Below are 20,361 nucleotides of genomic sequence, written 5' to 3'. Positions count from 1 at the left end.
CCGAAACCGATTCTGACCCAAGAACTGGAGCCTCAAAAGCACAGATTTGGCATGCAGTTGCTCTAACAGCGCTATTTGTTGTTGCGGTTGTAAGTACGACACTGTCGATCGTGTACTTCGAGACAGTTGCGAGCGTCTTTCTCGTGCCCGTGGCTGCCATCTCTATCTTAGCATTTGCTATTTATTCCATTATATGTGCTGTTGCCTCGTATAGGGCTAGTGCTGCAACACCCACCAGAGCTGCGACGCCCACAGGTACGGAGGGTATAACACCCGCTTCAGGTAGAGCTGCGACACCCACCAGAGCCGCGACACCTACGGGTGCGGAGGGTATGGCACCCGCCTCAGGTAGAGCTGCAACACCCGCCAGGGCTGCAACACCCACAAGCAGAGATGCTTCACCGGAGAGATCACATCGGCCGTCCACACAGGAAGTTACGCAACCGCGCAACATCTCAGGGGGAGCAACACCCACCAGAGCTGCTACACCTACAGGTGCGGAGAGTACGGCACCTACTGCTTCGCGCAGAGCTGCAACACCTACAAGTACGGAAGATGCTGCTTTACGCAGGGCCGCGACACCTACAGGTGCGGAGGGTACAACACCCGCCTCAGGTAGAGCTGCAACACCCACTGAGGGCAGAGCTGCAACGCCCACCAGAGCCGCGACATCCACAAGCAGAGATGCTTCACCAGAGAGATCACGTCGGCCGTCCACACAGGAAGTTACGCAACCACGCGACATCTCAGGGGGAGCAACACCCACCAGAGCTGCAACGCCTACAGGTACGGAAGATGCTGCTTCGCGCAGGGCTGCAACACCCGCAAGTAGCGATGCTTCACCGGAGAGATCACATCAGCCCACGGGTGCGGAGGGTATGGTACCCACAGGGAATGCCTCGACTATTCCTGACTGTGTTCTCATACGTCTTTCCCCGGTTGAATGGTCTTCGTTGCAAATGCATAGGGACCTCGAACATATTAAGGAAATGCGTGATAGCGGACGGGTTAACTCCCCACAGCTTTTTTATTGCAATGATAGGTTTCACATACTTGCCCGTAATGGCGAAATTTTTAGGTGTGAGAGCGCAGGAATCGTACCTGCCGAATATCCAAGTGATGCTATAACGCGTGGGGATACATGGATGCTGTTGCGGCCACGTTTACCGGAAGGACAGCAGATTATTGCGCCGATATACAGCAGAGATGCCAACCGTGAGATGGCCAGCTTTCCGCACGGCATACACTACTCTGCGGCTCACTGTGGAACACTGGAAGGTGTCATTAAGAAAATGATGTTTGACCGAAATTTCCAGGTGCCTGAGTCCTTGGAAAGCAGAAGGCAGATTCTACATCGATATGTTGCACTACATTACAACCTTGCAAGAGCATCAGCCAAGGTGCAAAAAGGTGGTTTGTTACCAGAAGCCGTGCGTACTTTTATGAGTAGCCCTGCAGGGGCTGGATTCGCGCGCGACCTTCTCGATTATAGAGCGGAGTGTCAGGCCATCACAGAGCAAGATGAGCATATGACTCCGGAACATGTGGTGTTCTTATACGATGCGTTGGCTGCACTGGATTCTCTCGATCAGACCGAGATTCTAAGGTCCGATGGAACCTCAAAAGAACTCGTATGCACGCTTTATTCTCTCTCTGGTGCCACATCTCTCCTGAGAGAAGAAAGTGAAGTTGTACCCAGGAGCGTAAGCGGGTACACAGAAGAGCTCACTGCCCAATTTTTAGCCGACGCAAACCTCAGGGGTGCGCTTATAGCACTTGTCGTACATAAGGTGGCGGAGGTTATTCGCGCAGAACAATCACAAGATCAGAGTGAGGGTGGTCGCAAGAATGTGCCCCCACTGGAGCAGGTTCTAGCTAGACTTTCCAGCAGGCGAGGAATGCCGTGGATCTGTCGAGCAATTCCCGGACTCATTGAAAGTGTTGCTACGGCAGTGCTGGGCTGTTGTGTGATGCGGGATGTAAACTATCTTCACAGCATCAGTGCCGAAGTAGTCAGCCAATTACACATTATTCCTGGTTTTGATGGAGTACCTACAGGAGACCGTGTTGCTACGGAAGGTGCTGAAATTTCTGCCTGTCATGAGAAACTTTGTTCCGACACCGCAGACAGCGCGGAACTGCGACCTTTAATTGTAGCTGAGGCTGCGCAGAGATCTGCAATGGAGCAGGGGAGCGCAACTATTGGAGGGAAGGAGAATTTTCTTGAAGCAGTTACTGAACAGTACCGCAATTCTCATGAGGTTGCAAATGTTGCTGGGCGCGTTGCCATTATCAAAAATAGCATATCTACGCTAACACGCGATGCCGTGGAGGAAGTTGTTGCTCATGCCGCGGCTAGCTGGCTTAAGCAAGAATTTGGCGACGTGACACGGAACTACCTCAACGTGTTAGGGCGGAATGATGTCGGTGCAGATAAGTATATTGCTAGATGGCTGGAGGATAGTTATACCCTACGCGGGGAACTGCCCATTTCATCTGCATTTAGCACTGAAATCAGGGACGCTATATTCCGTCCACGAGAAATTGACGTTCTTGCCATGTCGGGGGGATTGCGGCCAGCATTTGGCGATTTGTTATCTCCTCAGTTTTTAGTGGCGGGCTCTCAAACGCCTGCCAGCAGCACACCGTTTGATGGTGCGGAAGCGGAGCGCAGTACTCTTAGTCATAGTGGAGAAGAAAACCTAAGTGCACCTGATTCTGACAGCAGGGCACAACCTGAAATGGCAAATGTCTCACTAGGGCAAAGGCCCTTGCCAAGGCAGATACGCCCCAGATCTTTTAGTGACAGTGCCATCACTGTCGCGGAAGCGAATGACAGAGGCACCGCGAGAAATGTGGTAGATGATATATCATCAGATCGCGTCATATTTTTCCTCCGTCCGGTCAATGATGCAGTGATATGGGAGGATGTTGCCATTGCTGAACGTATTGCCGCAATGCGAGATAGGGCAAATGAAAGCGATGCGCCACAAATTTTTGGCGTAGGTGACTCATTCTATGTGGTTGGGCACAATGGTAATTTGTTCAAACTTGTGGCCGCTAACACTTTGCGTGCAGGGCAGGCAGCTAGCTCCATAGCCATTCCTGATGGGGCTTCGTGGGTTCTGGTGCGCACCGATATTGGGGATGATAACATACGCATTGCGTCGCGCCCAAATTTTACTCTGACCATTGATAACGAACATAACTTTCCGCGGGACCTTTTCTACACCATTGCCCACAATGATGAGCCTGAGGTGGTTCTCAAGAAGCTGATATTTGAGCAAAGTAGCCCAAGTGTTGAGCCTGTGTGGGTGAGAAAAGAGTGCCTACGCCACTATCTTGAACTACAGCGTGCTCTTGTTTGTGATCTCTCTAATGCGGAAAGGGAAGCGACAGAGGCGCAGGTAGAACCATCCCCAATGAAAGAGGTATTACAGCGTTTCATGCTCTGTGACTCCATAGGTGCGGGGTTTGCCGGTATCCTCCTAGATCGCCGGGCGGAGTTTGAGGCTGTGTTGAATGAAGGGTGGCTTCCAACGGCATCACACGACTTTCTGGCTCTGGCACTGACTGTTGCCCAAGAAAACAGCGGAGAAATTTTCCGCGATGACAACTTTGGTGTCCCGTTTGAGACTATGTGTGGGCTGTACGCCCTTTCTGGAGGTAAGTTGCTATTGAAATTTAATCAGGCAGAGGACGCGGAAACGGGTAGGGGACATACAGAATTACTCTGCAATTTTCTTGGTGATGCGAGTTTTAGAGACACGCTTGTTGCCCTTTCCATACGGGGTGTGATTGCAGCAATTGGTGCGGCGGCGCAGAAAAGACCTGGCTTGCGAGACCCGAAAACACTTTCAGATGAAGTGCTGCGTATCATTCGTGACGAGCGAGATTACGTAATTCCGACGATTTGTAGGGTAATTCCCGGACTTGTCGAGAGTGCCGCGGTTGTGTTGGCCGGATTTTGTAACCTAGAGGGCATAGAGACCGAGATAGCTGACCAAGGGTTGCTTGCGCATATGCATGTCATTCCCGGTTTTGGTAGGGCAGACTTAGGAAGAGCGGAGGCTGGTAGGGGACGGCAAATTGCGCAACGGTATGAGGCTCTTCAAATGCGTAGCAAGGGCATGGAGTATGCACTGCCCACGATAATAGCGCGCGCAGCAATGCAGGGTGACTCCATGGAGGGCTACTTCAGCGAAATGTGCGCCGAATATGAACGTGGTAGCGAGAAGATTTCCAATGCTACTGAATGTATAACAAAGCTCAGACGGTGCATACCTACGCCAGAGCATCCAGCCTTACGGGAATTGGTCTATAACGCATTTGCAGCTGGAGTTAGGTCTATGCTTGGTGATGAACCGCAGCGTTATTCCAGGGAAGCATTTTTTGGAATTGCTTCTGGTGCCACAGAACGGGCCAGTGCACTACTTGCATACAGGGCGTCAGAGTTGCCCGAGAACTTGTGTTTCTCTCGGCTAGTAGGGAACAAGCTTTCAGAGTGTTTTAAAGCTGGTACTGACATTTTAGGTGTGTCGGACAGCCTGTATCCTGCATTTCGTGGTGTGGCTAGATCTCAATTGTTGGATCACAATGAGTCACGACGTGATGATAATGCACAACTGACGAGTACACGGCCTCTCACTGACGTTGCGGGCACATCTTCCGGGGCAATGCATGAACTTGCTGAGCGCGAGACAGCACGCGTCACCCGAGAGTTACACAATGCTTCCGGAGTGGGGGCGAGGCTTAAAGCTGGGTCGAGAGTGCGCGCACATTACATGCGAGGTTCACACACTGATGATGACTCTATTACGGGTAGTGTTGAATCCCTGGTGAGCCAGACCTCATCAAGCTCACCGACGGTTTTTGGGAGCCCGCGCAGTGCGTCTCCTGTGGGTGACGATAGGGCAGTAACGCCTGAAGAGCGATTTTTCTCAACCAACTTTGGGCAACCCACGGGCAGTAGTGAATTCCTAGCGAGCCAGACTCCATCTGCGGAACCAGTAGGAGTCGTTCCCGCTCAGGAAAGTCTTACAGACAGTGTGTCGGGCTCATTGCCATATCTGTCAGTGACCACGGCAGCACGTGACGATTCGCGCAGTGCGTCTCCGGTAGAAACCAACAACTCTTTCGCGACAGAAGTTGAGAGCGATGAAAGCGAAGAACAATTCTTCTCAGTCGACTTTGGGCGGTCCATGGAACCGGCAGGAGTTGAATCCCTGGTGAGCCAGACCTCATCAAGCTCACCGACGGTTTTTGGGAGCCCGCGCAGTGCGTCTCCTGTGGGTGACGATAGGGCAGTAACGCCTGAAGAGCGATTTTTCTCAACCAACCTTGAGCCACCCGTGGAACCGGCAGGAGCTGCTCCCGCTCGGGAAGGTCTTTCAGTACAGGGTGTGCGTTCTACAGGATTGACCAGCGACTCTTCTACTGATTATTCGCTGTCAGCTACTACTCAGAGTGGCTCCCTCAACTCACTGCTGTCGGCCGTGGCTGCGAGTCAAAGCCCGCGCAGTGCATCTCCAGTAAGCGACGGTAGGGCTGCAACACCTGATATCACTGAGGATGAGGGTAGAATGCCTTCAGTGGGCTCACCTGTTGCGGGCAGCGTTGAATCCCTGACGAGCCAGATCCTGTCTGCAGAATCAGCAGGAGTTGTTCCCGCTCAGGAGGAGCTTGGAGAGGAAGGTTTTGACGCAGTCGATGCGGCTAGTGGTCCTTCTACCGAATTACAACACACTGCAGCTTCTAGAGTTGGTGGCCGTTCACGACGCTCATCTCTCTCAGAGGCGAGTGATGTGTCAGTAGTAGGTGAACATGTGGAGCATGTCAGGGAGGAGGCTTTGCTAGGGCGTGACGGCACTACAGACCCCCGCGTCGTGCTGATCTTGGAGGAATTTGATGCCAACACACTACCAAACACATACCCAATAAAGGCAAGGATGTTGGCTGCTGTTAGGCAGAGTGCTGGTAGTGCCGATGTCACATTCTATCAACAACGTGTTGAACCGCCAGAAAATGGCTGCAATGCGCACACTTTTTGCGTGACGAACGGTAAGAGCTTCAAAGTTGCTCCAGATGTACACGTTGCACTTCCCGGCAGGGGGATTGATGATTTGCTGTCTGAAGTGCGTCCATCACCCATGGCTACCAAGATGGTTATTAAAGTTCCGAATACAGCCGGAAATTCTGTACTCAGAAACGGCAAGCTGAACTTTCAACAGCAGGAATTTGATGTAGCCGGCCTTGCGTTTCCAGCCGTACGAGAGATAAATCGTGATAGTTTAATGTCGCTGATGCTCAATAGCTATGTGGCCCACACACAAGGTGCTGATTTACGGGGGCACAGAGCCTTTGACACATACGTAGAACTTCAGCGACAGCTCTGTGAGGACTTCATTCAACATGTGGGAGAACGTGGTGATGCGATGATTGCTCCAAACCGGGAATGGCCGGAGTTTATTGGCAGTTTCATGGGCTCCAAATTTGTCAATGATGTTAAGGAGTACATGCGGAGCTTCCGCAACGTGCATGACGCAATGCCCAGTTCGCATTATAAAGAGCGCTTACACAGCGTTATGACGTCAATATCTCACAACATAGTAGATGCGGGCATTACCGGCACTTCTTTGGAAGTATTGAAGGCACTCCATGCGCTTTCATCCCCAAATTATAGTGTTGATTGCACAAATGCGGCGATGGAGGAACGCGTCAAGGCGATTACCAAGAAATTCCTTACTGATGACAAATTTGGTATGGTCCTGACAATGGTTGCGATGGAGTCATGTCTGACTGCCCTTGCAGTGCATGTAGAAAGATCCAGAAGTTCAGGTGGTTCGACTAGGGAGGCGCTGCGTGCCACATTAGACAGCATTGTACCAGACATATGCCGCCGCGTTCCTGGGTTAACTGAAGGCATGGTTGGCTTGTTGCAAAGGGTTATGGGCATTAGCCATGAGGGTGGTGTTGTAGACCAAGGTGGGCGGCAATCCGCTATTGTGGAAAACGTTGAAAAATGGGTGAGTGGCGCACAAGACACCGCAGAGGAGGTGTCTTCTGGTCTTTCTCTCAATCAGTATCTTGGGTATGCAAATGCGGCATATATGCGCAATGCGATCGTTGCGTGCGCACAGGCACGAGCTGTACAACGCGGTGATGGCTCAAACAGGCAAAGCCACTATAGCGAAGTAATACAAGGATTTCTGGGTGGTGACCCAGATAGTGTTCCAAACGTTACTGAGTGCGAAGAGCGTATCGGCGAAGCTATAGCAGGGCTTAATGATGATGCACTCGCGGAACTTGTTGCGGACTCCGTTGCGCGTATGGTCCATAAAAATCTCGTTAACCCACCCGGTCTTGTATTTGGCAGCGAAGAGAATTTGATTCACGCTTTTGATGGGTACTTCAGACATGGCCAGTCTGTGAATGATGCGGTGCAATTTGCATGTGATTTGAGTACTCATAGCAGGCGGGTTGTTAGCAAATTTCTTGCGGCAGAGAGGGAAATTGTGCGTGAATTTCTGCCTAGCATCATGAGTAGCCACACTGACGTTTTATTCACTCCTGAGCCCACAGCTCCATGCGAAGTGCTGGTTTGTTCGCCTACGCAGAGCGCTCCAGATGTAGCGTCGCGTGCACACAATCATCGCGAAAGGATTGAAGAGGAACAAATGCCGTGCGGAGCCCAACCTTCGCGATAACTGGTTGTCCTCAATAACGCCTCATCTAACTATGTAATGGGCACAGAATTCGTGATGGATGACCCAATAAAGCCGCCTGTTAGGAATTTTGCCGAGTGGAGGTCTATGCAGCCACCCGGCATTCCTGAGCTTTTTGGGGTCGAAGAAATCATTTGTGAGGATGTATCCAGCACGCGCCTCGTGCTTGTTCTGCAGCCGATCAATATTACTGAAATCAGCAGCGCCGATATTGCGCTCAAAGATGAGATCTTTGGCGATGTTATAGTGCGTACCGATACATCCCGCAAGCCGAAGTTCTACTTCCCCGCGGAGGATATAGCTGATGATGCAGTATACTGCAACCTATCCGGAAACCTGTTTCAAGTTATTAGCTACAATGTTGTGCATAGTGGAAGGGATGCGCTGTCTCTCGTGCCTACGGGGCTGATGCACATGGTCTTCACGCTGTCAATCCCCCATTACATGAAAATGTCGGTTGTAGGTGTGCAACTTAGAGACATCCTAAGTGCGTTCCCAACAGAGTTTCGCTGTCCGGCTGAGGTGCGACTTACGTCTAACAACCTGCTCAAATTGATGTTTATACCTTTGAACGACGCGTACGGCGATGATAGCCCATTTAATCTTTATGTTAAATTGCAGTGGAGATTGCTAAACGATTACTTGCGAACGTTGTACGGCGCCGAAAACGCACAATTGGAAGCAGGAAATTATGAAGGGATATATGCATACGTGAGATTTGGGGTAGGATATAAACTTTTTAATGATTTTGCGGAGTGCGCGGATGAGATGAGGCTGATGCTGCAGCACCCTAGTTCATTGGTAAGGATCAATACGGTACTAAGATGCGTGACTTTGATGAGATATTACGGAGGCATGGTGCGCACCGTGGGGTGTCCAGGTGGGGCTGAGTCACGGGGTGGTACTGAACTCTCGGTTACTTCTGCGCTATATGCACTTTCCCACTCAAATGTAAAGTGCATGAAAGATCTGGCCAGGTTAAGCCAACAGAAGGAAGTAGTTACCAGATTGCTGTGCGACGCAGACCTAAGAACTGCAGTAGTTGCTGGTGCTCTTAAGGCAATTGAGACCATGCGTGCGTCGGATACTTATCGTGGCTGCGTGGATTACGACATTTTTACTGCGCAGTTTCTGCCATGTTTGGCGCTAAGAGTTACGGGGTTGCCAGAGAGCATATACGGGCTTGCCCGAGTGTATTTTGGCTGCGATCCTACGCCTAATGTTAATATTACCAAAGGTGTTATCACTCAACTATGCGCTATTCCGGGATTTTGCGAAGCAGCTACTATGCTGGAAGGTGATGGTATAGACGATTGCGCGATTTTATTAAACGATGTCACTCGCAGTGTTATGGCGTGTGATCCCGTAGCGGGTTATATGATAATGGCTGAAGCGCTTGTGCAGTCTAGAGCACATGGCTCAGATATCCGAACTCTGTGTGAAGCGCTGAAAAGGGAGGGATACGCACCGCAATGCTCTGATGCTATGTCTTCAGAAGATTTGCTAAATCATTTTAGACGCTCCATTGCACAGCTTGATAAATCTGGCCTTCAGGAGCTTGTTGCGGCTATGGTGGCAGACCAAACGAATAAATTACTTATGGCAGATGGGCAATGCTTTGGTGGGCTACCAACTGACTCTCGCATAGAAGCAGCACGCGATGATGCCGTGATGAATGTATGCGCGAAGGCAAGCGGCAATGGTCCGCTATCAGACTTTTTCCCCTCACTCATGCATGATACGCTGCGAGTCCACTACGTGGTTCCACAGTTAGAGTGCGGGCTGCGTTTGCCGGATAGCGGCCCTTCTCCAAGTACTTTGGTGTCTGACACAGCTACTGCTGAATGTGGCACTGCAATGGAAAGATAACCACCAACAGTAGATCAACTGCAGGTTTACTCTAGTGTACGCATTATCTCTGGCAATGCCTGGATCCGATGTGCATACGTCGTATGGATGTGGTTGCCTGATATATCTACAAATATTGGGTTTTTAAGGTAAATTTTTTAGAAATTTTCCTAAATTTCGGTATTTCGTGCTATAATACGGCCAACTTGTCGTGAATATCAGACTCTACATTGGCACGAGGTTCTTACCACACGTGACACTGGATGCTCAGATTGGATCGGGTAGTACGGCATTCACCCCATTGTAAGCCAATGAGCAGCGTGTTTAGCCGTAGAGGTTGTTTGGAGCAATATGTGCTGAAGGTACGGTCTCATATGTCCTTCTAACAAGGATAACAGGCCAGTGGGCCCACACGTGAACAAAATTGGAGTAGCAGCATGAAAAACTTAACCAAAACGATTGTATCGATATTTGCCGCAGCACTTTTACTGGTGTTATGTGTTGTTGCAGGTGCTGTGGCCGCGGTTGTAGTGCCAATGTATTTCCTATGTGCGCTGGCCTTTTATGCTTTTGAGCTGTGCGTAGCAGGTGCTAAAGATGCTGAGAACGCGGTGAGGGACAATTTAGGCATTGCTCATAACAAGGCGGTCGTGTTCGAAGTTGCGTCGGATATGCCAAGAGGCATTAAGCTACATGATATAGCCAGTGGGCAATGCAGTGAATATAGAGATATTGCGCTGCAGGACGTGCTACGGCATGCGAGCTATGATGAAAAGACAAGTAAGTATTTTTTCCCACTACACAGAGAGCCCGCACTCCTTGTGTCTGGTTCTGGTCAGTACTTTTTCGGCCATGGGGAGACTCTCTATCCGGTACGACCTCCAGCGAGTAGGCCAGCGTACATATTTCCACCCCACAGGCGTAGATCGTTCCTTAATTACACATGGATGAAAAGCGAATCTGACTGCGAACCCGTGGATAGCGAGCGTGCCGTTCGGGAGGTTGTTTTGAAGACAGATTTCGTGGTCACCGAACCGCGCAGTAACGATGTGAAACTACAATCTGATGTCGGGGGATCTGGTATTTCTAGAGTGAGGATTATCGCTCCCTCCGTGGTATTGAGCAGAACCATGCGCATGATTCCGACTCGGGTAGCGCTCCTGTCTCCATATGTAGTGCCATATCACTCTGAATCCGTATTCTTGAGGCGCTACACTGCATTGGCTAGGGCAGGCGTGTGTAAGTCCGGTAAGCTTTCCGAGGTTTTTGCATTTGATGTGTTCAAAAACATTGCGCAACTTACGCATATTCTTACACACAACAGGAGCGCGTTGTCCGAGCTGGATGCAGAGTTCCTGGACAATAGCATTAAGCTGGCTGTTTGCGCTTTAGAGGACGGGACTCTTAAATATGATGCAGCTGCATTTGCGCAATACACGAGGAACATGTTACTCCTATTAGGCCTTTCACAGAGCAACAATGCAATGTTCAAGCCTCTAACAAAGCAAGGCAAGCTTTGGATAACATCAGAGTTTATATACTCACGGGAATTTCAAGATGCCATGATCTCCGCGGCTGTGGCTAGTATGAGGGATTCCGTAGATCAAGGCATCGTCTCTAGAGAGGATATCATGGAAAACATGCCATACCTGTGCAAACAAATTTCTGGTCTGTGTGAGGCTGTCTACACTGTGGTGAGAGCTGCAAATTACAATAATGGCACGTGCGAGGAATATTCTTTGAGCGATCTCACGCTTTTTAATATAATAAGCGTGCTCAATTCCGGGTGCAGTCCTCACAATCTTCAACTTTCCAGCATAGATGAGAGTAGCGTGTTTCATAGCATGAGCGATGTAGAAGTACTACGTTTCGATAAGCTTAAAGAAGATGCTTTGCGAGCATCTCATCAATCGCATGGTGACGATGTGCACAGTATGTACGACATGGGACGCCGTGTATTACGGGATAGGTATTGTTCTGACATAATCGCGTATCTAGCGGCCCATAGCATAAAACGGACGAGTGTGCGTGCTGGGACTATGAGCACTCTGTGTGAGAATGAGGTACTGGACAACGCGATTGCAGACTATCTGCAAACCGACTCAGTACTGCGGAATCACGCATTTGCACGTAATGCCAAATTGGAGCTCGCTGACAAGCAGGAGTGCGAGATATCTTGTGATGTTCAAGCAGAGGTGTGTGTGTTTCCAGAACTTGAATATGCTACACCTAGGTCAGATACATCACTTGATGCCCCTAAAGTTGCTGAAGTAAGGGCAGAACGTAGGGCTGCGGGGTTGTCGCCTGGGGCAGCAAGTGCATGACATTTTAGTCACCTAGAGGTACAGGTGTTGGCAGACCTAAGTGCCAACAGAGTGATTTCCGGAATTTGAAGCTGCGGTTGTACGCAGCTTCAGCGGGTGTAGTTCCCTACTATTGCGCACGAGTGGTTTTTACAATTACTAGGTGCCGTACAAGACTGCTGAAATATTGTTCATATCGCGTGATAAGTGCCACGTGGTGTGGCTTTTCTTCCGTCTACACGGGTACGAAGTGTTGTCCAAAGACCAAGACCCCCCGCTATCAGACTTTTTCCCCACTAGTGCATGATACGCTGCGGGTCCACTACGTAGTTACACAGTTGGGGTGCGGACTGCGTTTGCCAGATAGCGGCCCTTCTCCAAGTACTTTGGTGTGTGACGCAGACGCCGCTTAGTATGGCACTGCGATGGGAAGATAACCACCGACAGAGTAGATCAACTGCAGTTTTGCTCGAGTGTACGCATTATCTCTGGCAATGCCTGGGTCTGATGTACATACGTCGTACTGATATGGTTGCCTGATATATCTACAAATGTTGGGTTTTTAAGGTAAATTTTTTTAGAAAATTCCTAATACGGGTATTTTTTATGATATACTGTGATCAACTTGTCACGGGTATCAGACCAGGTGTTGCTACAAAATTTTTCCACACATGGTGCTTGATACTCAAATTGGGCCGGGGTGCGCTGTTCCGTGCTACGAGCCGTGTGAGCACATTCACCTGACTGAAAGACCCACAAACGTAGGGTGCTGGAGATGGTCTTGTTGGCTGCTGCACACCTGAATCATAGGCTAATAGGTTGCGCATAAACAAAATTGGAGTAACATAAATGAAAAACTTAACGCAAGCGATTTTATCGATATTTACTGTAGCGCTTTTACTAGCAGTATGCGCTGTCGCAGGTGCTGTAGCCGTGGTTTTAGCACCCATTTGTTTCCTGTGTGCGCTGGCTATCTATGGTTTCAATCTATCCGCAGACCGCGTTAGACGCGCTATGTACAACACAGAGAATGCTTTGGGTCTTCCTCATAACAAAAAGGTTATGTTTGGCGTCGAGCAGGATGGCGCTGACGGCATTAAGTTATGTGATATAGCCAATGGGCAATGCAGTGAATACAAAGGCACTGCGCTGCGGGACGTGCTACAGCATGCGACCTACGATGCAGAGAAGGAAGAGTATTTTTTCCCATCGGAAGATCCCGCACTACTTGTATCTGGTTCTGGTCAGCACTTTTTCGGCTATGGGCGCGCTGTTTACCCGGTACAACCTCCAGCGAGTAGGCCTGCGTACTTATTTCCACCCCAGAGAACGTGTCTGCGCTTTGATAGTGCAGTGATGCAACACATGGGTTACCGTGCGGATCCCGGGAGCATTCGAGAGCTTGTGTTAGGCACAAATTTTGTGGTTACCGGACCGCGCAGTAACGATGTTAAGCTGCAGTCTAATGTCGGGGGATCTGGTATTTCTAGAGTGAGGATCATCGCCCCTGTAGTGTTAAGCAAAACCAGAGATATGAATCCGACTCGTGTGGCGCTTCTATCTCCGTATGTGGTGCAACGCAATCAAAAGTCTGTATTTTTGAGGCGCTACACTGCACTAGCTAGGGCCGGCGTGCATAAGTCCGGTAAGCTTTCTGAGGTTTTCTCGTGGGATATGCACGCAAACACGCAACAGTTTGCGCATATTCTCAAACATAACAGGGGCGCGTTGTCCGAGTCGGATGCGGAATTCTTGTACAATAGCACAGAACCAGTTTTGAGGGACCAGGCCCCTGAATGTGACGCAGCCGCACTTAAGCGACACGCTGGGGACATGTCACTCCTATTAGGTCTGTCACAGAGCAACGGGGCAATGTTCAAACCCCTGACAAAGCAAGGCACACTTTGGCTAACATCAGAGTTTATACACTCGCGGCAATTTCAAGATGCTGTAATCTCGGCTTCTATGGCTAGCATGAAGGATGCCGTAGATCAAGGTACTGTCTCTAGAGAGGCTATCATGGAGAGCATGCCATATCTGTGTAAGCAAATTCCTGGCCTGTGTGAGGCTGTCTACGCTATAGTGAGGGCCGCACACTACAACAATGCTGTGTGCGAGGAGAACCAATTAGGTGATATAGCGCTTCATGACGTTGCGCGTGCACTCAGCAAACATGGTGTTCAACTACCTGGCGTAGATGCGGAAAGTGCGCCTGAGGGCATGAGCGATGCAGAAGTATTACGTCTTGATGAACTTAGAGGAGATGCTTTGCGAGCGTCTAGTACCCCGCTTAGTAATGTGCGCAGCATGCACAGCATGGGACGCCGTGTATTACGAGATAGTTATTGCTCTGACATAATCGCGTGTTTGGTGGCCCGCAGGGTATCGTCCCTGTGGGATTCTTGTGGAAGGCCAGCGAGTGACCTGTGTAAAGTATCAGATGAGTTTGTCATAAATTATATGACAACCCACTCGGTGCTGCGAAATCACGCATGTGCGCATGGAGCCGAATTGGAGCTTGCTGATAGGCAAGAATGTGACATATCTTGTGATGTTTATGACATAAGTATGTATGAATTTCGTAAGCCTGTACGACGTACACCTGCGTCAGATACATCACTTGATGCCCCTCAGGTTACTGAAGTAGGGACAGAACGGAGGGATGCAGGGCTGTCACCTGGGGCAGCTAGTGCATGATCACTTCAGTCATATATGGGCGCACGGGTGTGGTGTTAGGGCAAGTGCCAGATACTCAAAACATAGGTTGCCGCACGCACCTAGCTGTGGACCAGTTAGTGGCACTTTTTTGCTGCAAAAGTTTGCCTTGAAGGAAATGAAATAGTACTGGAAATACCGTCTCTGCACACTTCCAGTAGGAATGGTGGGGCGGTATGCCCACATACGAAGCAAAATTGGAGCGACATACATGAAAAACCTAGCCATTGCTGTTCTTATAATATTAGCCTCTGTTTTTGTGCTCACGGCATGCTGCATTGCAGGCGTCTTGTCCGCAATTACAATGCCTATTTATTACCTCTATACAGCTATTCGTGCGTTCGTCATACCGGCAACTCAGCGCGCTATTGCCGCAGCTAGGGTGAGTTTGAGCACTTTCTGTCGTAAATCAGTAGTGTTTGAAATTGACAAAGATAGCCCTGATGGCATAAAGCTGCGCGATATAGCTGGTGGTGCGTGCAGTGAGTACAAAGGTAGTGATCTGCGGGGTGTACTCCAACATGCAGTCCGTGATCAGGAGACAGGAGAGTATCTTTTTCCGGAAGATGGTGCGCCCGCGTGCTTTGCATCGCGCTCGGGGAGCCTTTTTTATGGCCATAACGATACCCTTTACCCTGTGCGATACCTAAGCCAGCAATCTGGATGTACTATCTCTCACAAAGTACTGCCAGTTTTTCAAAGAAAAACTAATCGCGCGATTGTTATGGGCACGGATTTGGTGACATCTGGGCCACATGCTAATGACGTAATTTTTGAGCGCGGTGAGCCGAGTGGTGGTGTTTTTAAGCTAAGGTTGCTTCTTCCTTCCGTGGCATCCCGCAGCACCAGGCGCATGAATCCAACCCGTATAGCTCTGCTCTCTCCATACGTTGTATCACACGACCATAAATCTGCATTCATGAGGTGCTATCTTGCGCTGATTGTGTCTGGCACCTATAGATACAGCACAATCATTCCCCCGATGGTGTGTGACATACATGAAAATGCGCGGGAGTTTAGGCATGTTATTACACACAAGAGACATGCCGCGTCTGAAGGGGATATGGAGCTTCTTGCTCGTATTGTAGAGCGTGCTCAGCGCACGTATCACGATACACAATTCCGCTGCAGCAGAGCTGAGCGCGCAGCATTTGCAGGGTATATATCACTGTTGTTAGGTTTGTTGCAAAGTGAGGAGGTAATGTTCAAGCCCATCACAAAGCAAAGCAAACTGTGGCTAGTATCGGAGTTTATATGCTCGGCCAAATTTCAATGTGCCCTAGTTGTATCTGCTGTGGCCAGTGTGAGACGCAGCCTAGATCGAGGTATCACTTCTAAGGCTGGTATCATGGCAAGGATGCCTTATCTGTGTAGGCAAATTCCCGGTTTGTGCGAGGGCGTCTATGCATTGGCAAGGGTTGTGATTGATGGCGTGTATGAGCAAGGCTCCTTAAGCAACTTGACGCTGCATTTGATAAGCCAAGCGGGTGACACACCAGGTGCACTACCTATCGTAAGTGAGGACCTTGCGTTCGAGGGTATGAATGAGGACGAAATTCAGCACTTTAAAGCGCTTGTCCTATGGTCCAAGATTGCGCTATGGCTTAATTGCCAAGATGACGTTTTCAGTATTATTCGTGCTGAAATACGCCGTGCAGGGCGCCGTATATTGCAAGACAGCCATTGCTCTGACATCATTGCGTTTCTGGCGGTTCTCAAGATACAAAGGTTCCGTATGGAAAGCACGCTGCAGTTAGACACCGTCTCTGTCGACACGACAGCAGGCGTGATGATTGCAGACTACATATTCGAAGAATCACCAGGGCGTGATAGCGTATTTGCGCGCGGTACTGTGCTAGAGCTTGCCAACAAACAGAGGTGTGAGGTGTTTTATGGCACTGAAACACAGATATGTGAGAGGGGTACGCGTCGTGAACGCGTCGGGCCTGCATCAGAAACGTTGCTATGTGACCCAGTAGTTGCTGCAGCGGTGGCAGAATCCAGAACTGCTGGCCCGCTTAGCATGGCAGCGTCCTAGTGTAGTTATCGAGGCTGGACAAGGTGTTAGTACGCGCTTTCGCGTGGGCGTAGACCAGCATATTGCCAATGGTGGGCCCGTATAGCAGGCAGATATGTTGTGGCGCAGCTACACCTCAGACGAGACTGGCAGCGTGTGCAAATTTGTTGGTGTGGGTAAGGATTCGAAACCAGAACAGCGCCTTGGCACTTTAGCAGCAATAGGAGGCAATTTTATTGTTTGCTATATGCAACTTTTGGTATAGTATGACTTTTTTAAGATATCGAAACTGAATACACGCATTGTACAGATTGAGTTTATGGTTTTATGTAGATAGATATGACAGGGGATTTTGGCAAAAGTACGTCGCAGACCGTTGCTAACGGTATGGTAGAGTCGGCAACAAAGAGAGTAAGTTTTCACAGCTCTACTGCTGGTCGCCCTTCCGGGGTTTACAAGAGAAGGTACGATATTATTTCCGGAGACAGCAGCGGTGGTAATGGTGCAACGCGCTCAAAAGTCGCGCTAGCCCTGCATATGCTGATTATCGTAGTGGCCACCATACAGCTAGTTGCCGCAGTATGGATAACTTACGATCTAGCGGTAAAAGGCCGTTTGTCAATTGTGGGTGTGGCTCTTATGGCCGCGTGCGGCGTAGTATGGGGATTGCTCATGTGCTGTGTTTGCTGCAATGGGGGGTCGATGGCTTTGTCTCTGCAGCAAGGTATTCGCGTCACAGAGGTGTCCAGCAGCACGCATATTCCAAAGGATGTCCCCGTCGCGCCTTTGCCCGCCACAGCCGCAATTACGAAACACGTTGTTGAAAGCCCTGTTGACCGCGCATCTAGAGTGCAGGACACCCTGCGTGAGCTCGGAGTGCAGGAAGTCCATGACGTTCAGGTTGATGGTCACGTAGTTTTGACCGCAAGCTATCTTGGGAAATCTGAAGATTATCTAACAACTCCGGTTACACCTAAAACTGGTGCCCACCATGTGACATTTCGCTTAGGTCGCCAGCGGGAAATCTTGTGCACTATAGGACGTGAAGTATTCAAAGTGCACTCGTGGGCTGGCGGGCGCACGAATCCCATTATACCTGGGCGTCTCCAAATTATTGTGCGTCCGATGTTTCCTCAAAACATGGATGCAGTAAGTTACAGAATGTATTTTAAGCGCAACGGGACAGAACGGGTCGAACCGATGCATTTACTGAAGGTGAGGGTTACAGCAGAAAGTCTACTGTCGATTATGTTTGAATCCGGTGTCTATGCTGACTGCGTAGGGAGCTCAGAAGCATTGAGACACTATGTAGATTTTTACTCGCGCCTGTTGCTGCGCTGCTCTCCCGGAGCCTCCAAGGATAGTATTGAGCTTGGATACGAATACAAGTCGGTACGCGGGAGTAGGGAGAGTGTCTTGAGGCTTGCTGGGAAGAACTTGCCGCAAGTAGCCGGTAACAACGCCGGGGCTGCGCGATTCCTGCATGATGTTGTCACTTATAGATGTGCGTTTGAGCGGCTGTTAAACTTCGGGTCCATCACAAGGCTAGAAAAGGCATTTATAGATTCCATCCTAAACTCCACTGCTAAATACAGTGTGGAGGCCATATGCAGAGATGGGGCAGGTACCTCTCGCGAATTTGTATCCGCGCTATATGCGCTAACGTGCACGCGCGAGCGCTTCTTCCAAAATTTGGATGATATGCACCTAACACAGGCGATAATCTCGAAGTTTCTTACTGACAAAGACTTTAGGACGATAATGGTGGCGAGAACCCTTAATGCGGTGCACAACGCAATCCACAGAATCAGAAAAAAAGGAGCGCAAATAACGCTTGATTCGATAATTAGCTATGGGCACATAGAGGAATCCCTATCATACCTGTGTAGGTGGATGCCGGGGCTGTTTGAAAGCGTCAGCGCAGTCTTGCTCATAAGCTCACACGGCCTTGTACATATGCAAGATCTTGATGCATCAATCGTCAAGTGGCTGGCTGTAATTCCTGGGTTTGAGGTAATAGGTGTGGGTGGCGATGTGGCGGAAGTATCAGCCGCGTCTGCGAAACGGAAAAACAAGACCGCTGCAGGTTCGGGAGTAGACGCACGCTTTTTAGCAGCAATAAAAATTGCAGTTAGGGAGGCAGCCTTTAATGAGTCAGTTGCAAAAGCTGTTCACGCAGCATTGAAGAGCGCTAAAAGTAATGGTATCACAGGGGACCTTAAGACACTGCAAATCTCGCTTGCTAAGCTTAATCAAGAAGGTCTGAGAGCAATAGTAGCTTTTGCAGTCGCTTGTGAGATTGCTGATTTAATTCCTAATGGGCATAAATGCTCTCCTGAAGTATTGCGCGAGATTCTTGGCCCGGAACTGAGTTCTCAGTCTATGCTGAGGGTACTGGAAAGTGCAATGCACGGACACTGCGAATTTTTTACATCGCTAATATCCGAGGTTGCATACGTGCACTACCCGTCTTTAGATAGGGGATTGGTCGGTGTGCGATTTTCCACAACCAGGGAGACTTCTTTTATCGATGTGACAACAGAAACGAGTGTTCAAACTCCTAATGGGCAAGCACTTCAGAACTTGTGACTATACCCGTGGCTGGTAAAATGCACGATGTTTTTGCCGTCATACACCTCAACGCCAGGTTGCCTAACTATTACACCTATTGTGGTGACTTTAACCCCAAGATCTGCCGCTATGTGCATTATCTTTGTGTGGTTACTCTCTGCAGAGGTAAAAGCAAGTTCATAGTCATCCCCTCCGCTGCAAATGCGCTCTATAAGTTCTGGATTGCGCCTTAGTACGTCTTGTGCCGCATCGGACATTGGAATCTGGTTTAAGTGTATGCTCGCACCCACGTTTGATAACCTACATATGTGCCCTATATCTTGAACTAGCCCGTCTGAAATGTCTATGCACGCTGACGCGATGCCACATATTTTGCTGCCCAGCGTAATTCTGGGTTCTGGTAAATCATACCTACGCTTTAAAGCGAAGTACTCTCCCCCTATAAGGTCCTGATACGCCATTAATCCCAAAGTAGCATCTCCTATGTTGCCGCTTACATACAGAAAATCTCCAACTTTTGCCTGCGACCTCGTCATACTTTGCATACCGGGAACCCCCATGGCTGTAATGCTTATAGTAATGGTACCCGTGTTGTTAGACGTCGTATCGCCGCCGATTAAGTTAACATTATAGTTTTTATTATCTTCCCTCAGGCCATTGCTGAATTGCTCCCACCATTCCTCGGTTACTCCCTGTGGTAATGACATACCAAGCATGTACCCGTAGGGCTGGGCCCCCATCGCTGCAAGATCGGAGAGATTCACCCTCAACGCCTTTTTTGCTAATAGAGTTGGATTGCTATGGCGGAGGAAGTGAGTTCCCTCCACTAGAATATCTTGTGTAACGATAAAAGACCCGTTGGGGGAGGAAATTTTTCCTGCATCGTCATTCTCAGTGCTAAATCCGCTGCGCATCAGGGGGCGTATGTATTTCTCTATGCACGCAAACTCATCGATATTAGAAGTTTTCGCGGCAATTGAAGAAGTAAGATTTTGCGCATCAGTAGATAGACGCTGCATCTTGCACAGAGCTCCGGGTTTTCTCATCTCCGCCATCAACTACTGGTATAATATTAGCGCCACGGGTACCGCTTGTGCTTTTGCCCCCGTGGCAAGAAGCCCAAAAACTTGCTGTAGTACTATTTAAATTGTTATAACTTCCGTACTGAGTCAAGCAACAAGGT

At 49.5% G+C, this 20,361-nt stretch carries 9 protein-coding genes; 7 read left to right on the top strand and 2 right to left on the bottom strand.

The window, feature by feature from the left end; translation table 11 throughout:
- Positions 1-181: 181 nt before the first annotated feature.
- Positions 182-745 (bottom strand): hypothetical protein, encoded by a 564-nt coding sequence (locus ACIS_RS05135; RefSeq protein ID WP_148207715.1) that lies wholly within the window; start codon positions 743-745, stop codon positions 182-184.
- 133 nt (positions 746-878) lie between these two features.
- Between ACIS_RS05135 and ACIS_RS05130 the strand changes: the two genes are divergently transcribed.
- The 7 genes from ACIS_RS05130 (at position 879) to ACIS_RS03170 (ending at position 19,196) form a co-directional block, all read left to right on the top strand.
- The gene (locus ACIS_RS05130) at positions 879-7,706 is read left to right on the top strand and encodes a hypothetical protein (RefSeq protein ID WP_148207714.1); all 6,828 of its coding nucleotides are present in this window, start codon (positions 879-881) and stop codon (positions 7,704-7,706) included.
- A 36-nt stretch (positions 7,707-7,742) separates the two neighbouring features.
- A complete protein-coding gene (locus ACIS_RS03190) occupies positions 7,743-9,593 on the top strand; it encodes a hypothetical protein (protein ID WP_012880771.1) in 1,851 nt (616 codons plus the stop codon).
- Between the two features lie 416 nt (positions 9,594-10,009).
- On the top strand, positions 10,010-11,896 hold the full coding sequence (locus tag ACIS_RS03185) for a hypothetical protein (protein WP_012880770.1): 1,887 nt from the start codon (positions 10,010-10,012) through the stop codon (positions 11,894-11,896).
- A 142-nt stretch (positions 11,897-12,038) separates the two neighbouring features.
- Positions 12,039-12,182 carry a hypothetical protein gene (locus ACIS_RS05585; protein WP_238523245.1) on the top strand — a complete coding sequence of 48 codons (144 nt, stop codon included), beginning with the start codon at positions 12,039-12,041 and terminating at the stop codon, positions 12,180-12,182.
- Positions 12,183-12,724: 542 nt separating this feature from the next.
- The gene (locus tag ACIS_RS03180) at positions 12,725-14,572 is read left to right on the top strand and encodes a hypothetical protein (RefSeq protein WP_012880769.1); all 1,848 of its coding nucleotides are present in this window, start codon (positions 12,725-12,727) and stop codon (positions 14,570-14,572) included.
- Between the two features lie 406 nt (positions 14,573-14,978).
- Complete coding sequence (locus ACIS_RS03175; RefSeq protein ID WP_148207713.1) at positions 14,979-16,628, top strand: hypothetical protein; 1,650 nt, start codon at positions 14,979-14,981, stop codon at positions 16,626-16,628.
- Positions 16,629-16,946: 318 nt separating this feature from the next.
- Positions 16,947-19,196 carry a hypothetical protein gene (locus ACIS_RS03170; protein WP_012880767.1) on the top strand — a complete coding sequence of 750 codons (2,250 nt, stop codon included), beginning with the start codon at positions 16,947-16,949 and terminating at the stop codon, positions 19,194-19,196.
- Here ACIS_RS03170 and thiL read toward each other — a convergent pair.
- Positions 19,184-20,236, bottom strand: a complete 1,053-nt coding sequence (gene thiL / locus ACIS_RS03165) for a thiamine-phosphate kinase (RefSeq protein ID WP_410510734.1) — start codon at positions 20,234-20,236, stop codon at positions 19,184-19,186. The genes ACIS_RS03170 and thiL overlap by 13 nt on opposite strands.
- Positions 20,237-20,361: the final 125 nt, after the last annotated feature.

The organism is Anaplasma centrale str. Israel (genome assembly GCF_000024505.1).
Classification (GTDB): domain Bacteria; phylum Pseudomonadota; class Alphaproteobacteria; order Rickettsiales; family Anaplasmataceae; genus Anaplasma; species Anaplasma centrale.
This window is presented reverse-complemented; position numbering and strand designations above follow the sequence as displayed.